16 protein-coding genes are annotated in these 17489 nt (G+C 68.3%); 10 read left to right on the forward strand and 6 right to left on the reverse strand.

The features are described 5' to 3' along the window. The first annotated feature begins 63 nt into the window (after positions 1 to 63). Genes ACO227_RS13925 through ACO227_RS13935 form a run of 3 tightly spaced genes read left to right on the forward strand, consistent with a single transcriptional unit; the run spans position 64 to position 2176 of the window. Complete coding sequence (locus ACO227_RS13925; protein WP_423602448.1) at positions 64 to 657, forward strand: TetR/AcrR family transcriptional regulator; 594 nt, start codon at positions 64 to 66, stop codon at positions 655 to 657. Next, positions 654 to 1073 (forward strand): PaaI family thioesterase, encoded by a 420-nt coding sequence (locus ACO227_RS13930; RefSeq protein WP_423602449.1) that lies wholly within the window; start codon positions 654 to 656, stop codon positions 1071 to 1073. Before ACO227_RS13925 ends, ACO227_RS13930 begins: the two co-directional genes overlap by 4 nt. After that, complete coding sequence (locus ACO227_RS13935) at positions 1070 to 2176, forward strand: HlyD family secretion protein (protein WP_423602451.1); 1107 nt, start codon at positions 1070 to 1072, stop codon at positions 2174 to 2176. The genes ACO227_RS13930 and ACO227_RS13935 overlap by 4 nt, the downstream gene beginning before the upstream one ends. 46 nt (positions 2177 to 2222) lie before the next feature. On the opposite strand, the gene ACO227_RS13940 is transcribed toward ACO227_RS13935, so the two are convergent. Continuing rightward, positions 2223 to 3029 (reverse strand): SDR family NAD(P)-dependent oxidoreductase, encoded by an 807-nt coding sequence (locus ACO227_RS13940; RefSeq protein ID WP_423602453.1) that lies wholly within the window; start codon positions 3027 to 3029, stop codon positions 2223 to 2225. Between the two features lie 147 nt (positions 3030 to 3176). Here ACO227_RS13940 and ACO227_RS13945 point away from each other — a divergent pair, with 147 nt between their 5' ends. Then, the gene (locus tag ACO227_RS13945) at positions 3177 to 3539 is read left to right on the forward strand and encodes a winged helix-turn-helix transcriptional regulator (RefSeq protein ID WP_423602454.1); all 363 of its coding nucleotides are present in this window, start codon (positions 3177 to 3179) and stop codon (positions 3537 to 3539) included. A gap of 771 nt (positions 3540 to 4310) precedes the next feature. Here the strand turns inward: ACO227_RS13945 and ACO227_RS13950 are convergent. From ACO227_RS13950 to ACO227_RS13960, 3 genes are read right to left on the reverse strand one after another with little or no spacing between them, the layout of a single operon-like run. After that, entirely contained in the window at positions 4311 to 5840 is a 1530-nt protein-coding gene (locus ACO227_RS13950; protein ID WP_423602455.1) for a DHA2 family efflux MFS transporter permease subunit, read from the reverse strand. Positions 5841 to 5851: 11 nt separating this feature from the next. Further along, positions 5852 to 6997 (reverse strand): HlyD family efflux transporter periplasmic adaptor subunit, encoded by a 1146-nt coding sequence (locus ACO227_RS13955; protein ID WP_423602457.1) that lies wholly within the window; start codon positions 6995 to 6997, stop codon positions 5852 to 5854. Continuing rightward, on the reverse strand, positions 6990 to 8462 hold the full coding sequence (locus ACO227_RS13960; protein WP_423602458.1) for an efflux transporter outer membrane subunit: 1473 nt from the start codon (positions 8460 to 8462) through the stop codon (positions 6990 to 6992). The genes ACO227_RS13955 and ACO227_RS13960 overlap by 8 nt, the downstream gene beginning before the upstream one ends. 89 nt (positions 8463 to 8551) lie before the next feature. On the opposite strand from ACO227_RS13960, the gene ACO227_RS13965 reads away from it, so the two are divergent. Continuing rightward, a complete protein-coding gene (locus tag ACO227_RS13965; RefSeq protein ID WP_423602459.1) occupies positions 8552 to 9181 on the forward strand; it encodes a TetR/AcrR family transcriptional regulator in 630 nt (209 codons plus the stop codon). A 199-nt stretch (positions 9182 to 9380) separates the two neighbouring features. Here the strand turns inward: ACO227_RS13965 and ACO227_RS13970 are convergent, their stop codons facing one another. Both ACO227_RS13970 and ACO227_RS13975 read right to left on the reverse strand, forming a co-directional pair. Next, the gene (locus ACO227_RS13970; protein WP_423602460.1) at positions 9381 to 9950 is read right to left on the reverse strand and encodes a TetR/AcrR family transcriptional regulator; all 570 of its coding nucleotides are present in this window, start codon (positions 9948 to 9950) and stop codon (positions 9381 to 9383) included. Between the two features lie 74 nt (positions 9951 to 10024). After that, complete coding sequence (locus ACO227_RS13975) at positions 10025 to 10828, reverse strand: LytTR family DNA-binding domain-containing protein (RefSeq protein ID WP_423602462.1); 804 nt, start codon at positions 10826 to 10828, stop codon at positions 10025 to 10027. Positions 10829 to 11006: 178 nt separating this feature from the next. On the opposite strand from ACO227_RS13975, the gene ACO227_RS13980 reads away from it, so the two are divergent. Genes ACO227_RS13980 through ACO227_RS14000 form a run of 5 tightly spaced genes read left to right on the forward strand, consistent with a single transcriptional unit; the run spans position 11007 to position 17414 of the window. Further along, positions 11007 to 11789 carry a MipA/OmpV family protein gene (locus ACO227_RS13980; protein ID WP_423602463.1) on the forward strand — a complete coding sequence of 261 codons (783 nt, stop codon included), beginning with the start codon at positions 11007 to 11009 and terminating at the stop codon, positions 11787 to 11789. 15 nt (positions 11790 to 11804) lie between these two features. Continuing rightward, the gene (locus ACO227_RS13985; protein WP_423602465.1) at positions 11805 to 11933 is read left to right on the forward strand and encodes a hypothetical protein; all 129 of its coding nucleotides are present in this window, start codon (positions 11805 to 11807) and stop codon (positions 11931 to 11933) included. Further along, on the forward strand, positions 11930 to 12973 hold the full coding sequence (locus tag ACO227_RS13990) for an efflux RND transporter periplasmic adaptor subunit (RefSeq protein WP_423602466.1): 1044 nt from the start codon (positions 11930 to 11932) through the stop codon (positions 12971 to 12973). The genes ACO227_RS13985 and ACO227_RS13990 overlap by 4 nt, the downstream gene beginning before the upstream one ends. Further along, positions 12973 to 16029: an efflux RND transporter permease subunit gene (locus ACO227_RS13995; RefSeq protein WP_423602468.1), complete on the forward strand. Its 3057-nt coding sequence runs from the start codon at positions 12973 to 12975 to the stop codon at positions 16027 to 16029. Before ACO227_RS13990 ends, ACO227_RS13995 begins: the two co-directional genes overlap by 1 nt. Next, positions 16026 to 17414 carry an efflux transporter outer membrane subunit gene (locus ACO227_RS14000; protein ID WP_423602469.1) on the forward strand — a complete coding sequence of 463 codons (1389 nt, stop codon included), beginning with the start codon at positions 16026 to 16028 and terminating at the stop codon, positions 17412 to 17414. The genes ACO227_RS13995 and ACO227_RS14000 overlap by 4 nt, the downstream gene beginning before the upstream one ends. Positions 17415 to 17489 lie beyond the last annotated feature (75 nt).

Below are 17489 nucleotides of genomic sequence, written 5' to 3' on the forward strand. Positions count from 1 at the left end.
TCTCTTGCCGGCTGATCGGTCGATCTTTATATGATGATTATCATATCAAGCAAGGAGCGACCGATGCGCTATGATGCCGAGCATCGCGAACGAACCCGGGCGAAGATCTTGAAGGAGGCGGCGGTCGCCATCCGCGCCAAGGGACCCACAGGGATTGGCGTCGCGGCGCTGATGAAGGGGGCGGGGCTGACGCATGGTGGCTTCTACGCGCATTTCAGGTCAAAGGATGATCTGGTCGCCGAGGCGATCGGTGTCATGTTCGAGGAAGCGCGCAATCGCTTCGATCGCAGCCGGGCTGATGTCGATCCGCGGCAGGCGCTGTCCGACTATGTCGGCTTCTATCTCTCTTCCATGCATCGCGACGCCCGCGGCAAGGGATGCCCGGTAGCGGCTCTTTCGGGTGATATGGCGCGGCTCGAGCCCGAAAGCCGCGAGCGCTTCGGCCAAGGTGTTGCGACGCTCGCGGCCTGGCTGGGCAAGGCGCTGTCCGCGCACGGCGTTCCCGAGCCCGAGGCGGCGGGACGTTCGATGCTTGCCGAACTTGTCGGAGCGTTGCTCCTGTCGCGCGCTGTGGCCGACCCTCGCGAGTCCGATGCGATCCTCGCAAGCGGGGCGGCATCGATCCGCGCGCGCTACCGGCTCGAGGACGCGCAATGAACGGGCTGGAGCAGGTTCAGGCGCTGCTCGCCGCCGGAAAGCAGCCGCCGATCGGGGAGACGCTCGCCTTCTCGCTCGTCGAGGTCGCGAAGGGGCATGCAGTGTTCGAGGGCGTGCCGGATCGCCGCGCCTATAACCCACTCGGCACGGTGCATGGCGGCTATGCGGCGACGCTGCTCGACAGCGCCTGCGGCATCGCGACGCATACTGCTCTCGAGGAGGGGCAGAGCTACACCACCCTCGAGCTCAAGGTCGCCTATCATCGTGCGATGAGCGTCGATACCGGGCGCGTGCGGGCGACCGGATCGCTGCTCTCGATCGGACGGCGTGCGGCCTTTGCCGAAGCCAGGCTCCTCGACGCCAGCGGCCGGCTGCTCGCCTCCGCCACTTCCACGCTGCTGGTGATGACGGCATGAACGCTCCCGCCGCGATCGAGGGTGACGGCGACGTTCGCCGCCGCAAGATCCCGCGTGCAGCCCTTGTGGCAGGCATTGCCCTGGTTGCCGCTGCTGGCGGCGTGCTCTGGATCGTCAGCCCCGCGTCTAGCGAGACGACGGACAATGCGTATCTGCGCGCCGACAGCACCTTGGTCTCGGCGCGGATCTCCGGTCAGATCGTGCAGGTCCTCGTGCGCGACAATCAGCCGGTGGAAGCCGGCGATCCGCTGGTCCGCATCGACGACAGCGAATATGCCGCGAAACGGGCGGCGGCGCAGGCGGCCGTGCACGATGCCGATGCGGCGGTGGCAGCGGCGGCAGCGGCGCTGAAGACTCATGCTGCGGACATGCAGGTCGCCGGCGCTAACGTCGCCGTTGCGCGGAGCGCGATCGGCGCCTCCGAGGCAGAGCTTAGGCGGGCACAGGCCGACGACGCGCGATACCAGGCGCTGCTCGCGCGCGGCTTCGCCACCCGGCGCGATGCCGAGCGTGTCCATGCGGCGTATCTTGATGCGCGGGCAAAGGCGGGACAGAGCAGCGCCGGCCTCGCCGCCTCGCGCGACCAGGCGAGCGCGACGATCACGCGCAGAGACAGCGTTCTCGCCGACCTGGAGCGCGCAAGGGCAGGGGCTGAGCGGGCGCGCGCGGCGCTTCGCCTCGCCGAGCAGGACCAGAGCTACACGCTGGTACGCGCGCCGGTCGCCGGCGTGGTCGGCAACCGGCGCGCGCAGCCCGGCGACTTCGTGCAACCCGGCTCGCGGCTGCTCACGCTCGTGCCGAGCCGCCAGCTCTATGTCGTCGCCAACTTCAAGGAGACTCAGACCGCGCGCATGCTCGTCGGGCAACCCGTGGAGGTGCATGTCGATGCGCTTGGCAGCCAGAAGCTTTCCGGCCGGATCGACAGCTTCGCGCCGGGATCCGGCTCGGAGTTCACCTTGCTGCCGTTCGAGCCGGGGTCGGGCAACTTCACCAAGATCGTCCAGCGCGTCCCGGTTCGAGTTGCACTCGATCCGGGCCAGCCGGCGCTCGCCCGGCTCCGCCCGGGTCTCTCGACCACCGTAACGGTAAAGCTCGGCTCCTGAAGATGCTGGCCGGAGCCGGGTATGCCCAGCTCCGGCGAAGAGAAATCTACGCAGCCTCGGTGACGGTGGACGCGTAGCGCTGCGCCACGGCGCGCTTCGAAAGGTTGGGACCGAGCGCGAGCCGCGCCTCCTGAAGCGCCGTCCATTGTCCTTCGTCCGGGAGCGGCGGAATGGTCACTGGCTCGCGCCGGTCGAAGCCGAGCAGCGCAGCATCGACCAGATCCTCGACCTCCATCACGAAGTCCGGGGGGAATGCGTCGACATCCTTGCCCGACCTTGCCCAGATCTCGGTTCGGGTAGCGCCGGGTAGCACGACCTGGATGTAGACCCCCTTGGCGGCAAGCTGCGCCGACATCGCCTGGCTGAGGTTGAGCAGGAAGGCCTTGGTGCCGCTATAGATGCCGTCGAACATCTCGGGCGCCAGCGCCAGCACCGAGGCGATGTTGACGATCGCGCCCTCACCCTTGGCGACGAACACCTTGGCGGCGGCAGCCGCGAGACGAGTTGGCGCTGTGACGTTCAGTGCGGTGATCGCATTGATCTCCTCCGGGCCGTTTTCGAGCACGCTGCCGTTCAGCGACTTGCCGGCATTGTTGATGAGGAGCGTGATATCGCCTGACTCGAGCCGGGCCTCGAGCGTCGCCACATCGGCGTCGCGGGTAAGGTCGGCCGCGATGATCTCGATCTTTACGCCGGTCTCGCCGCGCAGGCGCTCGGCCAGCGTCTCCATACGCGCCACGTCGCGGGCAGCGAGGACGAGGTCGTAGCCGCGCCTCGCCAGCCGATCGGCATAGACCGCACCGATGCCGCTCGATGCGCCGGTGATAAGGGCTGTTCCAGATAGTTGGGGCATTGCATTTCTCCTGACCGGCAAGCCATTCGCCGAGTCACTTGCAAAATGATAGGGAGTCACTATTCTTTTGCAATGGACATTGAGAAATATCGTTCAGGACCGTGCCCGGTTGGCCGTGCCCTCGTCCGGATCGGCGATCCGTGGAGCATGCTGATTCTGCGCGACGCGAGTCAGAACCCGCTTCGTTTCGAGCAGGCGCGGGCCAATCTCGGCATTGCGCCCAATATCCTCACGCGAAGGCTGGCGACGTTGGTCGAGGATGGGCTGCTGGAGAAACGCGTCTACAGCACGCGCCCGACGCGCTTCGAATATGTGCTGACCGAAAAGGGCGTCGACGTGGTGCCGATCCTGATGGCGATCGGTGCCTGGGGCCGCAAATATCATGGCGAGGGCGGCACCAGCTATATTGTCGATGAAAGTGGCACTCCGATCGAGCCGCTGATCGTGGACGCGCGTTCGGGCGGGCCTCTCCGGCCCGGCTCGATGCGGATCGTGCATCCGCAACCCTGAAAGCGCGTCATTTACGAGGGATGTGCAGGTCCGCGGCATGCTACCAAGGGCTATGCGCGCCGCCCGTCGCCAGTCGCACCGTACACGTTGGACCATAGGCGCTCCTCGGGGTACGGGCTCCGCGGGCACCCTCAACATTGAAACATATCGCCGAACGCTCAGAAGTCGCATGGTCGGACTCGGACGGCATGACATCTCGCGAGAATATGCGGGCGGAATCCGGTGATTCAGGCGTCACCGGGTTCTACGGCCACGTCTGGTCGCGTTTGCTTCACCCTGAATGTAATCATTCAGCTGGAGCGCTGGCGACCTAAAGCCGCCATTTGTTCAGACATCGACCGCACGGCGATATCGGGTGGTTCGCCGACTGTCGGCTCACGTTCGACGGCCTTGGAAGCTGTCGTTGCGCAAGTGTCGGGTTCTTTGATTCCGACGCGCTTTACAGATGAATTTTCGATTGCAGCACTCGGCACCGATTCAGAAACGGCGAGCTCCTGCCGAAGCTTCGACCGCCCACCCATTACTCAGGAGGACGTTCCGCCGTGCCATGCCTGATCATTGCTCGTGAGCCAGGGTCAGTCAAGCGCCGGACAGCGCCCGCCAGCTGCCAACAGAGTACAATATCACCGACTGGCCGCTACGCGCCCGCATCTCGGCTATTCAATCTTCGAGCTGACGATTCTGAAAGCTGTCTTTCAGACAGGAGAGGATGCCTCGGCCCTGCACTATTTGGATATCGCCCGCCGATTGATAATCCCAAATATCGAGCCCCTAGTGTGCCGCTCCGGCGGCAACCGTGCGGCGGGGCCTGGGCGTTAGCCAGATGATCATCGCCGCGCCGACAAAGACGAAAGCCGAAAGCAGGAAGATATGGCTCGTCGCCAGCGCGAAGGCCTCCTTGTCGACCAGTTGCGCAATCACGCCGCGTGCCTGGTCGAGTGAGAAACCCTGCGCCGCCATCGCGTTGACCGTGCCGTCCGTATTGAGCTTAGAAACGAGTTCACTGCGCGCGACACGTGCACTGTCATCCCAGACCGTGGTCGAGATCGACGTCCCGATCGCGCCCGCCATCGTCCGCAGGAAGCTCATCACACCCGCCGCCGACGCGGTCTCCCGCGGTTCGACCGAGCCCAGTGCGAGCGTGGTCAGCGGGATGAAGAAGAAGGGCATGCCGAAGCCCTGGAGCATCTGCGGCAAGGCGAGGCTCCAGAAGTCGGCCTGGCTGTTCCAATGGACCCGCAAGAGCGACGCGAAGCCGAGCCAGAGGATGCCGAAGCAGACCAGCGCGCGCGGATCGGTCCTGGTGCTCATCCTGGCCACGATCGGCGACATGATCACCGCCGCCACGCCGGTGAAGGCCGTGGCATAGCCCGCATAGGTCGCGGTGTAGCCCATGCTGGTCTGCAGCCATTGCGGGATGATCACCGCGGATGCGAAGAAGGTGCCGAAGGCCAGGGACAGGGACAGCACCGACACGGTGAATCCCCGGTGGCGAAATACCCTGAGATCGACGATCGGCTGGTCCTCGGTCACCTCCCAGGCAAGGAAGATAAGGAAGCCGATCAGCGCGATCACGCCGAGCATCACGATCGTGCCGTCGTTGAACCAATCATGCTCGCGGCCAAGATCGAGCATGATCTGAAGCGCGGCGATCCACAACAGCATCAGCATCAGCCCGATCCGGTCGACGCGCAGCTTTTCAGTCGAGGTCTCGGCCTTGGAGAGCAGCCGCATCGCGCCGAACGCGCAGATCGCCGCAACCGGAATGTTGATGAAGAAGATCCAGTGCCACGACCAGCTGTCCGAGATCGTCCCGCCCAGGATCGGGCCGAGGATCGGCGCGACGACGGTGGTCATCGCCCAGACACCCATCGCCTGGGCGCGCTGTTGCGGCGGGAAGATGCGCATCAGCAGCGTCTGCGAAAGCGGCATCAGCGGGCCACCGCACAGGCCCTGCCCGATCCGGCAGGCGACCAGCATGCCGAGCGAGGTCGACAGGCCGCACAGCATCGAAAAGACGCCGAAGCCGATCATCCCGAAGGTGAAGGTGCGCACCGTGCCGAAACGGCCGGCGAGCCAGCCCGTCAGCGGCACGCACACCGCCTCCGCCACGGCATAGGAGGTGATGATCCACGTGCCCTGGCTGCCCGAGATGCCGAGGCTGCCGGCAATATGCGGGACCGAGACGTTGGCGATCGTGGTGTCGAGCACCACCATGAAGTTGGTGAGCGCGAGCACTGCACCCGCGAGGATCAGCGGGAGGCCCTTCAGCGGGGCCATTTCCTCGGCCTTGCCGTTCATCGACTCGATCCTCAGTTCTTCGAGACGTCGATCTCGGCGTCCATGGAAAGACCCACGCGCAGCGGGTGGGCGGCAAGTTCCTTCGGATCGAGCGCGACGCGCACCGGCAGGCGCTGGACCACCTTGATCCAGTTGCCCGTGGCGTTTTGCGCCGGGATCAGCGCGAAGGACGAGCCTGTGCCGCCCGACAGGCCGACGACCTTGCCGTGATATTCGACGCTGCCGCCGTAGAGATCCGACTTGAGCGTCACGGGCTGGCCCACCTTCACGCGGGTTAGCTGGCCTTCCTTGAAGTTGGCGTCGACATAGAGCTGGCCGACGGGGACGATCAGCATCAGCTGCGCCCCCGGCGCAACGCGCTGGCCGACCTGGACGGCGCGGCGCGTGACCACGCCGTCGATCGGCGCGCGGATCACGGTACGGTCGAGATCGAGCCGGGCCTGGGCGACCCTGGCCTGGGCGGCGAGCACTTCGGGCGCCGAGTTGGCGGTGGTGCCGCTGATCAGCGCATTGTTCGCCGCGAGTTCGCCGCTGGCCGCACCGCGGGTCGAGTTGGCCTGGGCGACACCGGCGCGCGCCAGCTCCAGATTGGCCCTGGCCGAGGAGAAGGCGTTGGTGGCCGACGTGAGCTCCTCGCCCGACACCGCACCGTTGGGGGCGAGGCGCTGGCGCCGGGCGAGGTCCACCCGTGCCTTCTCATAGTCCGCCTGGGCGGCGATGAGCTGGGCACGGGCTCGGGAAATATCGGCGCTGCGAGCCGCAACCTGCGCGGCGAGCGCGGCGCTGGTGGCCGAGGTCTGGCCGTACTGGCGGCGGGCCCGGGCGAGGTCCGCCTCGGCCTGCGCGAGCGCGATCTTCGCGTCGCTGTCGTCGAGCCGGACGAGCACGTCGCCCTTCTTCACCGCCTGGGTATCCGATACCGCGACGCTCGCCACCTGCGCTGCGACCATCGGCGTCACGCTGGCGGTGTCGGCGCCGACATAGGCGTTGTCGGTGCTGATATAGTGGCTGCCGACCAGCGCATACCAGCCGCCATAGCCGGCGCCGGCGAGCAGCACCGCGCCGGCGATGCCGGTGAGCAGGCGCTTGCGCAGACCGGGCTTGGCGGGTGCGGCTTCGGCGTTCGCGACATGGATATTGGGTTCGGCGTCAGCCATGGGTCGGTTCCTTGCGGGCGGCATTCGCTGCCGCGGGGTTGGTGGAAAAACCGCCGCCGAGTGCGCGGACCAGCTGGACGTCGAGCGTGAACGCCCGCGCTTCCAGGTCTGCGACGATCTGGCGGTTCTGCAGCACGCCCTGCTCGGCGGTCAGCACGTCGAGGAAGGTCGACAGACCACCCTCATAGCGCTGGCGGGCGATCGCATAGGCGGCTTCGGAATCGGCGAGCGCCTGGCGGCTCTCGGACAGCCGGGTCACCAGCGCGTTCTTGCTGGTCACCGCATCGGCGACTTCGCGGAAGGCGGTGGTGACGGTCGAGTCATACGTGGCGACCGCTTCGTCATAACCGGCGCGTGCGCCCTTGTACTGCCCGGCGAGCGCGCCGCCGCGGAAGATCGGCAGGCTCACCGCCGGGCCGATCGAGCCATAGGTCGATCCGCTCTTGAAGAGGTTGTCGAGCCCAAAGGCCTGGAAGCCGATCAGTGCGCTGACGTTGATCGAGGGGTAGAAGTCGGCGCGTGCCACCTTGATCCGGCTCGCCGCAGCCTCGACCTGGGCGCGCGCGGCGGCGATATCGGGGCGGCGGCCGATCAGGTCGGTGGTGACGCCGGCGGGAAGGCCGTGCGTCTCGGCGGGGCCGGCGGGGAGGGCGATGGTCAGGCCACGATCCGGGCCCTTGCCGAGCAAGGCGGCGATACGGTTGCGAGTCAGCCCGATCGCCTCGTCAGTCGCGGCGAGGTCGGCACGCGCGGCGGGGACGGCGGCGTCAGCTTGCTTCAGCTCTGCGCGGGTATCGAGCCCGTTGGCCACGCGGTCGCCGACAAGCTTCCGGGTCTGGGTGCGCAGCTCCAACGCCTTGGCCTGAACGCCGCGCTGCGAAGCGAGGCGGGCGAGATCGGCATAGGCGCTGGCGATGTTGGTCGAGAGGACGAGCCGCGACTGTTCGAGCTCGATCCGTGCGGCCTCGGCATCCGAAGTGGCGGCGGCGAGCGAGGCACGGTTCTTGCCCCATAGATCAAGGTCGAAGCTGAGGCTCGCGGCAACCTGCCCGCTGTCGTTCCAACCCTTGGGGACGAAGGCGGGGGGAATGCCGTTATTGTAGCTCTGCTTGCCCTCGGTCGCGCCCGCCTGGACCCCCACCGACGGGAGCAAGGCTGCGCCCGCCTGCTGGGCATAGGCCTGGGCCGAGCGCAGCCGCGCGGCGGCGGCGGCGAGATCGGGCGAGCCGGCCAGCCCCTCGGCGATCAGATCACTCAGCTGATGGTCACCATAGGCGCTCCACCAGTCGCTCACCGGCCAGTTTGCGGACTCGCTCTTGCTGCCCAGCGATTGTTCCGCACCATAGCTCGCCGCCGCGCGGATTTCGGGACGGGCGCCGAGCTGCGGGACCGGCGCGCAGGCGGAGAGAAGCGCGGTTCCGGCAATCGCGGTGGCGAGCAACGGACGAAAGGAGATTTGAGTCATGATATATATACCGTACTGTCTGGTACGGTTTGTGAATTGGGCTGAACCCGTCGTCTTGTCAACCTGAAATCGTACCCTATAGTACGATTATGAAAAAAATCATGGAGAAGGCGCCCGGCAAGCGAGAGGCACGCAAGGAAGAGCGCCGCGAGGCGATCCTGGAGATCGCCAAGCGCGAGTTTCTCGACCATGGCTATTCGGGCGCATCGATGTCGGCGATCTCAGCCGAATTGGGCGGCTCCAAGGGAACCTTGTGGAGCTACTTTCCTTCGAAGGAAGAGCTGTTCGCTGCGGTGCTCGATCACGCGACCAGAGAATATCGCAGTCGGCTCGCCGATGTGCTCAAGCCTGGCGAGGACCTGCGCGCCGCCGTGCTGCAGTTCTGCCGCAGCTTCATCGCCAAGATCTCCTCGCCTGACGGGGTTCGGCTGCACCGGCTGATCGCTTCCGAAGTCGGCCGCTTTCCTGAGGTCGGCGACATCTTCTATCGCCGTGCACCCCAGCCGACCCAGCAACTGCTCGCTGACTTTTTCGAGCGTGCGATGGACGCGGGAACCCTGCGCCGGGAGGATCCGCTGTTCGCCGCGCGCGTCCTCACCTCGCTCTGCCTGGGCGTGCAACAGCGCGTGATGTGGGGGCAGGAATGGCCCGCCGCCGAACGCGACAGCGAAGCCGCGCAGGTTGCCGAGGTCTTTCTGCGCGCCTTCGCGCCGGAATGAAGGGTTAGGAACGGGCGAACAGCCCGCCAAAAGTGCTGTCGAGAACAGCTGTTAGCTTTCCCGTGAAGCGTTCTGAGAGCTGTCCGGCAGCTACCGGCCAGGCCGTTTCCGCAGTGAGCTGTCAGGCAGGAATGCGCCATCATTCCAGCCGTCTAATCCCGAGCGCAACCTGGAAGCGGCCATTCATTGCCGGCTCCACCTACCGCGGGCCTATGCGCGATGCATCCCTTATCGCTGACAAGAGCATGTCCAGATGTGGCTCGACCGTCGCAGCGATTGGCGGCGTCAAGTGGATACGCCCGGCAAGGTGCAGCATCGCCAGGCCATGGACGCCCGCCCACAGGAACTGCCCCACCTCGACCAACCGGTTGTCGTCTGCCCCGGGCATGGCCGAGCGGATCAGTCCGATCAGCAGATGCCAGCTCTGGACGCCCTCTCCGGGGACCTTGGGCCACGGTTCGACCTCGCCCAGCCATTCGTCGAACATGAGCCGGTATTCATTCTCCTCCGCGATCGCAAACTCCAGATAGGCCACGGCCACCGCGCGCAGTCTGTCCAACGGGTTTCCGGTGGCTTGGGCGCCTGCGCGCAAAGCAATCGTGAAGCGCTCGGAGATCTCCGATTTGAGGTCGCGGAAGAGTTTCTCCTTGTCGGCATAATAGCGATAGGCGGTCATCGCGCTGATGCCGAGCGCTGCGGCGAGCCCGCGCATCGAAACGTTGCGCGCGCCGCTCGTCCGCACCTCGCGCAGCGCCGCCTCGCGCAGCACCCGGCGCGCCTCCTCATGTCCCGCGGCCGCCACCCACCGTCCGTGTAGCTCGGGATCACAGGCACCGGGCGCGATCATGCCAGGCCAAGCGCCTCGCGCGCGGTACGCGCATAGGGCTGGGACACGGGCACGACGAGACCGTTTGCAAGCTCGATCCGCAATGTCCGGCCATTGCGGGTGCAGGACTTCACCGCATCGTGCGCGATCCACCACGAGCGATGGACGCGCATCCCCGTTCCTCCCATCGCCGCCACCGCGTCGCCCATCCGCATCAGAATCAGTGCGGAGCCCCGGGGCGTGTGGATGCGGACATAATGGTCCTCGGTCTGCAGGCACAGGATCGCTCCGCGAAGATGCGCCGGAAGCCGTGCCTGCAACGGATGCGCCTCGAGCTGAGGCAGGGGCGGGGGAGGCTCGGGGGGTGTCTCCGGCACCGCGCGCCGATCGAGCGTTCGCAGGGGGCCGCTGAACAGCGCGCTCGATACCAGGGTCAGTCCGGCGCCGACCAGGACCGTTCGTGGATAGAGATGCAACAGCTTGTGCCAGTCGGGCGTGAAGTGAAACAGCGCCTGCACCCCCAGCATGACGAAGACGAGCATCGGCACCGCAGCGACCGCGACCTTGAGCGCCAGCCGCTGGAAGCCGCCAATCTCCCGGGCGAACGGTGCGCGGTCGACCAGCGAGTCGATCGCCATCACGATCACGAACCACAAGGCGGAGAGGCCGATCCAAAAGCCGATACGCTGGAGCGGATCGCTCTCGGAGGTGCGGAACGGACCGAGCACCGCGAGCGCCAGCCCCAGCGCCACCGCGAGTCCCACTTCCGCCCAGAGCCGCTCCGCCCAGCGGGGAAGTGGCGAAATCGCGAAATCACGCATCGGCAAGTCTCCTCCGGAGGCGTTTACGCTGTAAATTCACGAAGGATTTGACGCAACCGCGTAGTTGGCATCGCGGCGGCGCGAGCAGCGCGGCTAGCGGGCGGGCACCCTTTCCACGATCGGGAGCCGTTCAATGTCGCGTCCTGTGTTGCTTCCCCTGCTCGTTGCCCTGCCCGTTATGCCCGCACCGGCGCTCGCCCAGGTGGCGGCGGAAGCGGAGGCGCCGACCGATCGCGAACGCGAGGGCGGCTGGTCAGGTTTCGTCGCGGCCGGACCGGCAGTGGCGTCGCGCTTCGAGGGCGCGGATCAGTATCGCGTGCTGCCGTTCGTGATCGGAACAGTGCGCACTCGCGATATCGCGATCGACGTTCAGGGGTCGCGGATCCGCGTCGACCTGGTGCCGGGCGGAACCCTCGCGCTGGGGCCGCTGGTCAATGTGCGGCTCGGCCGCGACGAGGATGTGGGCGGGCGAGTGGCGCTGCTCGACACCGTCGACACCGCGTTCGAGCTCGGCGGCTTCGCCGGGCTGCGCCTCGGCGGCGACGCGCGCGGCCAGGGTCAGGTGCAGCTCGACCTTTCGGCTCTCGCTGACGTGTCGGGCACGCATGACGGCGTGCTGGTCTCTGCCAGCGCAGCCTATGCCGCGCTCCGCACGCAGCGTTTCTCGCTTTCCCTCGAAGCGCAGGCGAGCTGGGGCGACGGCGCCTATACCCGCACCTATTTCGGAATCACGCCGATCGAGGCCACGCGTGCCGGGCTCGACGCCTATCGGCCGGGCGCCTCGCTGCGCGACGCCGGCGCCGGGGCGACAATCGGATATCAGCTCGATCGCCGCTGGGGGCTGATCGGCCGGCTTGGCTGGACCTATCTGCTCGGCGACGCGGCCGACAGCCCGATCGTACGCCGCGAAGGCTCGCGCCATCAGGGCGTCGGAGGAGTCGCGCTCTCCTATCGTTTCTAGGAACGGAGCCGACCGATGCGCTGGTGGCAGCGGCTGCTGCTCGGCCTCGCCGGGCTCGCGCTGATGGCCTGCGGCATCGGCTGGACCGCGCTCTGCCGCTGCTCCGACAAGCATTCCTCCGCAAAGGACTCAGAGATTCCATGACCGAACCCCGGACGAGCGTGATCGCGCTGGTGCTGACGACGAGCCTGCTTGCCGGCTGCGGTGCCGCGCCACCTCAGGTGAAGGAGGCCGAGCCGCTGCCGGTCGAAGTGGTGGCGGCGCATGCTCGGGGCACAGCTGGAGCCGTATCGGCGGTGGGGCGCGTGGTGCATCGGCGCGAGATGACGCTGGCGTTCCGCGTGCCGGGCACGCTCGCACGGCTCGACGCCGACATTGGCGACCGGGTGCAGCACGGCCAGATACTCGCGCAGCTCGACGCGCGCGACCTCGCGGCGCGGGCGGCGCAGGCTGAAGGCGATGTCCGGCGTGCCGAGCGGGCGCTCGCCCGTTATGCGGCGCTCAACGAGACCGGCGCCGTGGCACGAGCCCGCTACGAGGACGAGCAGACCGCGCTCGACCAGGCGCGGGCGGCATATCGGGGGGCGGCGTTCGATCGGGACTCGGCACGGCTTTCCGCGCCGGCCTCGGGCGTGGTGCTCGAACGGATCGCGCAGGCGGGCGAGACGCTTGCAGCCGGGCAGGGCGTTCTCCGCATCGCCGATACCGCCAGTCCCTTGCTGGTGCGCGTTCCCGTGCCGGAAGGACAGCTCGAGCGGGTGCGGCCCGGCGCGCCGGCACGGCTCGCGATCGACGGCCGCAGCGTCGTCGGCACGGTGAGCCGCATCGGCGCGCAGGTCGATCCGCGCACCGGCACGGGCGAAGTCGAGGTGCGCCTCACCGACACGCGCGGGCTGGTGAGCGGCATGACCGGTACGGTTGAGATCGATGCGGCTCCGCCCGCGGGCGAAGGGCTCGCCGCCATCCCCGCCGAGGCGGTGCTGGAGGCAAGGGGCGGCCGAGCCGCGCTGTTCCTGCTCGATCGCCAGGCGCAGCGCGCGCGCCGGCGCGCCGTACGCTTCGCCGGCTTTTCGGGCGAGGAGGCATTGGTTGCCGGGCTTCCCCCCGGTGCGCAGGTCATTACTTCCGGTGCCGGCTTCGTCGCCGACGGCCAGCGCGTGCGCGTGACCGGGAGCGCCCGCTGATGCGTTTAAACCCCGCCGCCTTCTTCGTTCGGCGCTGGCAGTTCACGCTGGTGCTGTTCGCGCTGTTCACCTTGCTCGGACTCAATGCCTTCTCGGCGATCCCGCGCACCGAGGACCCGCAATTCCCTTCGCCCTTCATGACCGTACGCACCGTGATGCCCGGTGCTACGCCGGCGGAAATGGAGCAGCTCGTCTCCAAGCCGATCGAGGACGCACTCGATGCGCTCGACGATGTCGAGGAGGTGCGTTCGACCAGCGCCGACGGCACGTCGCAAGTGCGCGTCCAGTTCACCTGGGGCACCAATCCGGAGCGCAAATATGACGAGGTCGTGCGCGAGGTGAATGCGCTGCGCCCGCGCCTGCCCGCGGGTGTTTCGCGGATGGATGTGCAGCGCGCGCGCACGATCGAGGTCTCGATCATGGAAGTCGCGCTGGTCAGCGAACACCTGCCGATGCGTCGGCTGGAGAAGGTCGCCGACCGCCTGCGCGAGACGATCCAGCGCGTACCCGGCGTGCGCGACGCCCGTTATTGGGGGGCGCCGCAATCGGAGATGCGCGTGGCGCTCGATCTCGGCCGGCTCGCGCAGCTTCGCCTGCCCGCAAGCGCGGTGGCCGATGCGCTGGCCCGCGCCGGGGTCGAGGCGCCGGTCGGCACGGTCCATGCCGGCGATCGGCGGCTGACGGTGCGTCAGGGCGGCGCCTTCACCACGATCGATGCGGTCGAGGCCGTGCCGGTCGCGAGCACGGAGGGCCGCGTCGTCCTCGTGCGCGACATCGCCAGGGTCTCCTGGGAGACGGCGGAGCCCGAGCATATCACGCGTTTCGGCGGCAAGCGCGCGGTGCTCGTCTCGGCCAACCAGAAAGAGGGCGCGGACGTCACCGCCATCACCCGCGACCTGCGCACGACGCTCGACGCCTTCGAGAAGACGCTGCCCGCCGGTGTGAAGCTCGAGCGCGCCTTCTTCCAGGCCGACAATGTCAGCCATCGCCTGGGCGGCCTGACGCGCGATTTCGTGCTGGCGCTGCTGATCGTCGCGATCACGCTGCTGCCGCTCGGCTGGCGGGCGGCAGGCGTGGTGATGGTGTCGATCCCGCTCTCGCTGCTGATGGGGCTGGCACTGATCCATGCGCTGGGCTTCGGCCTGAACCAGCTCTCGATCGCGGGCTTCGTGCTCTCGCTCGGGCTGCTCGTGGATGATTCGATCGTGGTGACCGAGAATATCGCCCGGCGCCTGCGCGGAGGGGAGGATCGGATGACCGCCGCGGTGGAAGGCACCGGCCAGATCGCGCTGGCGGTGATCGGCTGTACCGGCTGCCTCATGCTCGCCTTCCTGCCGCTGATGATGCTGCCGGAAGGGTCGGGCGCGTTCATCCGCTCGCTGCCGGTGACCGTGCTCGCCACCGTGGCGGCATCGTTCGTCGTGTCGATGACGGTCATCCCTTTCGTCGCGAGCCGGCTGCTGTCGCGCCACGAGGATCCGGAGGGCAATCGCCTGCTCCGCGCGATCAACCAGGGCATCCATCGCCTATATCGCCCCGCGCTCCATTACGGCCTGGCGCGGCCGTGGCGGGCGCTGGCGGCGATCCTGGCATTGTGCCTGCTCACGGTGCCGCTGCTCGGCGCGATCGGGTCCAGCCTGTTCCCCGCCGCCGAGACGCCGCAGTTCTTGGTGCGCGTCGAAACACCGGAAGGCACCGCGCTCGCCGCAACCGATCGCGCGATCCGTCATGTCGAGCGCCGGCTGGCGCGCGAGCCGGGCATCGCCTGGTATGCCGCCAATTCGGGGCGCGGCAATCCGCAGCTCTATTACAATGTCGCGCAACAGGAGCCCGCGTCCAATTTCGGCGAGGTGGCGGTCGCGCTTCCCGCCTGGCGCCCCGGCGAGAGCGACGCGAAGATCGAGCGGTTGCGCCGGGAGTTCGCCGCTTATCCGGGCGCGAAGATCAGCGTCCATGTCTTCGAGCAGGGCGCGCAGGTCGATGCGCCGATCGCGATCCGCATCAGCGGCCCCGATCTCGCCACGCTCAAATCGCTCGCGCGCGCCGCCGAGACCGCGCTGGCGACGACACCCGGAGCACGCGACGTCGGCAATCCGCTGCGGCTCGACCGCACCGATCTGTCGCTCGGCATCGACGACCGCAAGGCGGCGGCACTTGGCGTGGCGGCGGGCGATGCCCGGCGCGTGACCCGGCTTGCGCTCAGCGGCGAGCCCGCCTCGCGCTTCCGCGACGCCGATGGCGACGATTATCCGGTGACGGTGCGCCTGCCGATGGCGGCGCGTCACGAGCTGGCCGTACTCGACCGCATCTACGCACCGGCGCGCGACGGCGCCGCGGTACCGCTCTCCGCCATCGCCACACCGGCACCCGAAGGCGGGCCCGCACGCATCGACCGGTTCAATCGCGATCGCACCGTCACCGTCACCGCCTATATCCGTCCGGGCTTCCTCACGTCGCGCGTCACCGAAGACGGCGTAGCCCGAGTCCGGCAGGCGCTCACGCTTCCGCCCGGCTACCGTCTGTCGGTCGGCGGCGAGGCAGAGGCCCAGTCGCGCAGCTTCGCGGGGCTGGGCGCAGCGATCCTGATCGCGATCCTCGGCATCCTCGCAGTGCTGGTGCTCGAGTTCGGGCGCTTCCGCACCGTCGCGGTGGTCGCCGGCATCATCCCGCTCGGGCTGCTGGGAGCAGTCGCCGCGCTGTGGCTGACCGGCTATTCGCTGTCCTTCACCGCCACCATCGGCCTGGTCGCGCTGATCGGGATCGAGATCAAGAATTCGATCCTGCTCGTCGACTTCACCGAGCAGCTCCGCGCGGAGGGCCTCAGTATGCGAGAGGCGATCGAGCGCGCGGGCGAAGTCCGCTTCCTGCCGGTGCTGCTCACCTCGGTAACGGCGATCGGCGGGCTGCTGCCGCTCGCGATCGAGGGATCGGGGCTCTATTCGCCGCTGGCGATCGCGATCATCGGCGGCCTCGTCTCTTCCACCATCCTGTCCCGTATCGCCACGCCGGTCATGTATCTGCTGCTCGCCGGCCGTGACGAGGAGAAGCCGGCATGAAACGCGCGCTCGCCCTGGTCCTGTTCCTGCCGCTCGCCGCCTGCGTGGCGGGCACCGACTATCGCGCCCCCTCGATCGCGGTCGCTCCCGGATGGCGCGGCCCCCCCTCCGTGCCGGCGGGCGCGGAGGGGGTGTGGTGGAAGGCGTTCGGCGACCCGGTGCTCGACCGGCTTATCGAGACCGCGCTCGCGCAGAATCTCGACATCGAGCAGGCGCTGGCGCGCGTCGACCAGGCGCGTGCCGCGTTGCGCGGGGCGGGAGCGGCGTTGCTGCCGGGCGGCGGCGTGGAAGCGAATGCCGCGCGGGTTCGCCAGTCGACCGAGACCGGGCTCGGCCAGCTCGTCGGCCTCGCTCCGGGAATCGATCGCGGCGTGAGCCAGTTCGATCTCTCCGCAGGCGCGAGCTGGGAGCTGGACCTCGCCGGCGGCCTGCGGCGCGGGCGCGAGGCAGCAGCCTATGAATTCCAGGCGGCCGAGGCGACCGGTGCGGCGATGCGCCTCACGGTGGCGGGGGAAGTGGCCGACGCCTATGTCCAGCTCCGCGCGCTCCAGGCGCAGCGCGGCATCGCCCGCGAGCAGACCGCCGCCGCCGACCGCCTTGCCGCGCTGGCAGCGCAAAGGCTGGCGCTCGGCGAGGCATCGCGGCGCGAATCCGAACAGGCCAATGCCGCCGCCGAGGCCACCCGCGCCACGATCGCGCCGCTGGAGGCCCGGATCGAGGCACAGCTCAACCGGCTCGCCGTGCTGCTCGGCCGCGAGCCGCAGGCCGATCGGCTTGGGCTCGACAAAGACGCGCCGTTGCCGCGGGGCGCGCTCGACGGCGCGGGAACGCCTGCCGACCTGCTCCGCCGCCGTCCGGACCTGGTCGCGGCCGAGCGGCGGCTGGCGGCGTCGCACGCGCGGATCGGCGCGGCGCTGGCCGAATATTACCCCCGCCTGTCGCTGTCCGCGCTGTTCGGCTTCCAGAGCAATGCCGCCGCGAACCTGCTCACCGGCGGCGCGCACGTGATCCAGGGTGCGGCGGGACTGCGCTGGCGGCTGTTCGATTTCCCACGCATCGACGCTGAGGTCGCCGGCGCGCGTGGGGGCGAGCGCGAAGCGCTGGCCGCCTATCGCCAGGCGGTGCTGCGCGCCGCGGAGGATGTCGAGACCAGCTTCGCGGCTTTCACCCAGCACCGGGCACGCGGCGAAGTGCTTGGTCGGCAAGTGGCGGCGCAGCAGCGCGCCCGCGCGCTTGCCGAACAGGCATGGCGGGCGGGCGAGGTCAGCCTGATCGAAGTCCTGCAGGCGGACCGCGATCTGCTCGCCGCCCGTTCGGCGCTCGCCGGTGCCGAGGCTGAGGCCGCGCGCAGCCTGATTGCGTGCCGCCGGGCGCTGGGTGGCTGAAATCTGGGATTTGTTAGCTCGCTCGGGGTCACCTTTGGCGCCTCGTTTCCGGTGCTCGGCGACGATTACATGACG

The sequence above is a fragment of the Sphingomonas sp. MS122 genome (assembly GCF_049532975.1).
GTDB lineage: Bacteria > Pseudomonadota > Alphaproteobacteria > Sphingomonadales > Sphingomonadaceae > Sphingomonas.

What these genes read in the sequence shown, in the direction of transcription:
- ACO227_RS13965 (WP_423602459.1), top strand. Translation starts at nt 8,552, where the DNA reads ATGAAAAAAATCATGGAGAAGGCGCCCGGCAAGCGAGAGGCACGCAAG.
- ACO227_RS14000 (WP_423602469.1), top strand. Translation starts at nt 16,026, where the DNA reads ATGAAACGCGCGCTCGCCCTGGTCCTGTTCCTGCCGCTCGCCGCCTGC.
- ACO227_RS13995 (WP_423602468.1), top strand. Translation starts at nt 12,973, where the DNA reads ATGCGTTTAAACCCCGCCGCCTTCTTCGTTCGGCGCTGGCAGTTCACG.
- ACO227_RS13940 (WP_423602453.1), bottom strand. Translation starts at nt 3,029, where the DNA reads ATGCCCCAACTATCTGGAACAGCCCTTATCACCGGCGCATCGAGCGGC.
- ACO227_RS13935 (WP_423602451.1), top strand. Translation starts at nt 1,070, where the DNA reads ATGAACGCTCCCGCCGCGATCGAGGGTGACGGCGACGTTCGCCGCCGC.
- ACO227_RS13980 (WP_423602463.1), top strand. Translation starts at nt 11,007, where the DNA reads ATGCCCGCACCGGCGCTCGCCCAGGTGGCGGCGGAAGCGGAGGCGCCG.
- ACO227_RS13985 (WP_423602465.1), top strand. Translation starts at nt 11,805, where the DNA reads ATGCGCTGGTGGCAGCGGCTGCTGCTCGGCCTCGCCGGGCTCGCGCTG.
- ACO227_RS13955 (WP_423602457.1), bottom strand. Translation starts at nt 6,997, where the DNA reads ATGGCTGACGCCGAACCCAATATCCATGTCGCGAACGCCGAAGCCGCA.
- ACO227_RS13945 (WP_423602454.1), top strand. Translation starts at nt 3,177, where the DNA reads ATGCTGATTCTGCGCGACGCGAGTCAGAACCCGCTTCGTTTCGAGCAG.
- ACO227_RS13950 (WP_423602455.1), bottom strand. Translation starts at nt 5,840, where the DNA reads ATGAACGGCAAGGCCGAGGAAATGGCCCCGCTGAAGGGCCTCCCGCTG.
- ACO227_RS13925 (WP_423602448.1), top strand. Translation starts at nt 64, where the DNA reads ATGCGCTATGATGCCGAGCATCGCGAACGAACCCGGGCGAAGATCTTG.
- ACO227_RS13990 (WP_423602466.1), top strand. Translation starts at nt 11,930, where the DNA reads ATGACCGAACCCCGGACGAGCGTGATCGCGCTGGTGCTGACGACGAGC.
- ACO227_RS13960 (WP_423602458.1), bottom strand. Translation starts at nt 8,462, where the DNA reads ATGACTCAAATCTCCTTTCGTCCGTTGCTCGCCACCGCGATTGCCGGA.
- ACO227_RS13975 (WP_423602462.1), bottom strand. Translation starts at nt 10,828, where the DNA reads ATGCGTGATTTCGCGATTTCGCCACTTCCCCGCTGGGCGGAGCGGCTC.
- ACO227_RS13930 (WP_423602449.1), top strand. Translation starts at nt 654, where the DNA reads ATGAACGGGCTGGAGCAGGTTCAGGCGCTGCTCGCCGCCGGAAAGCAG.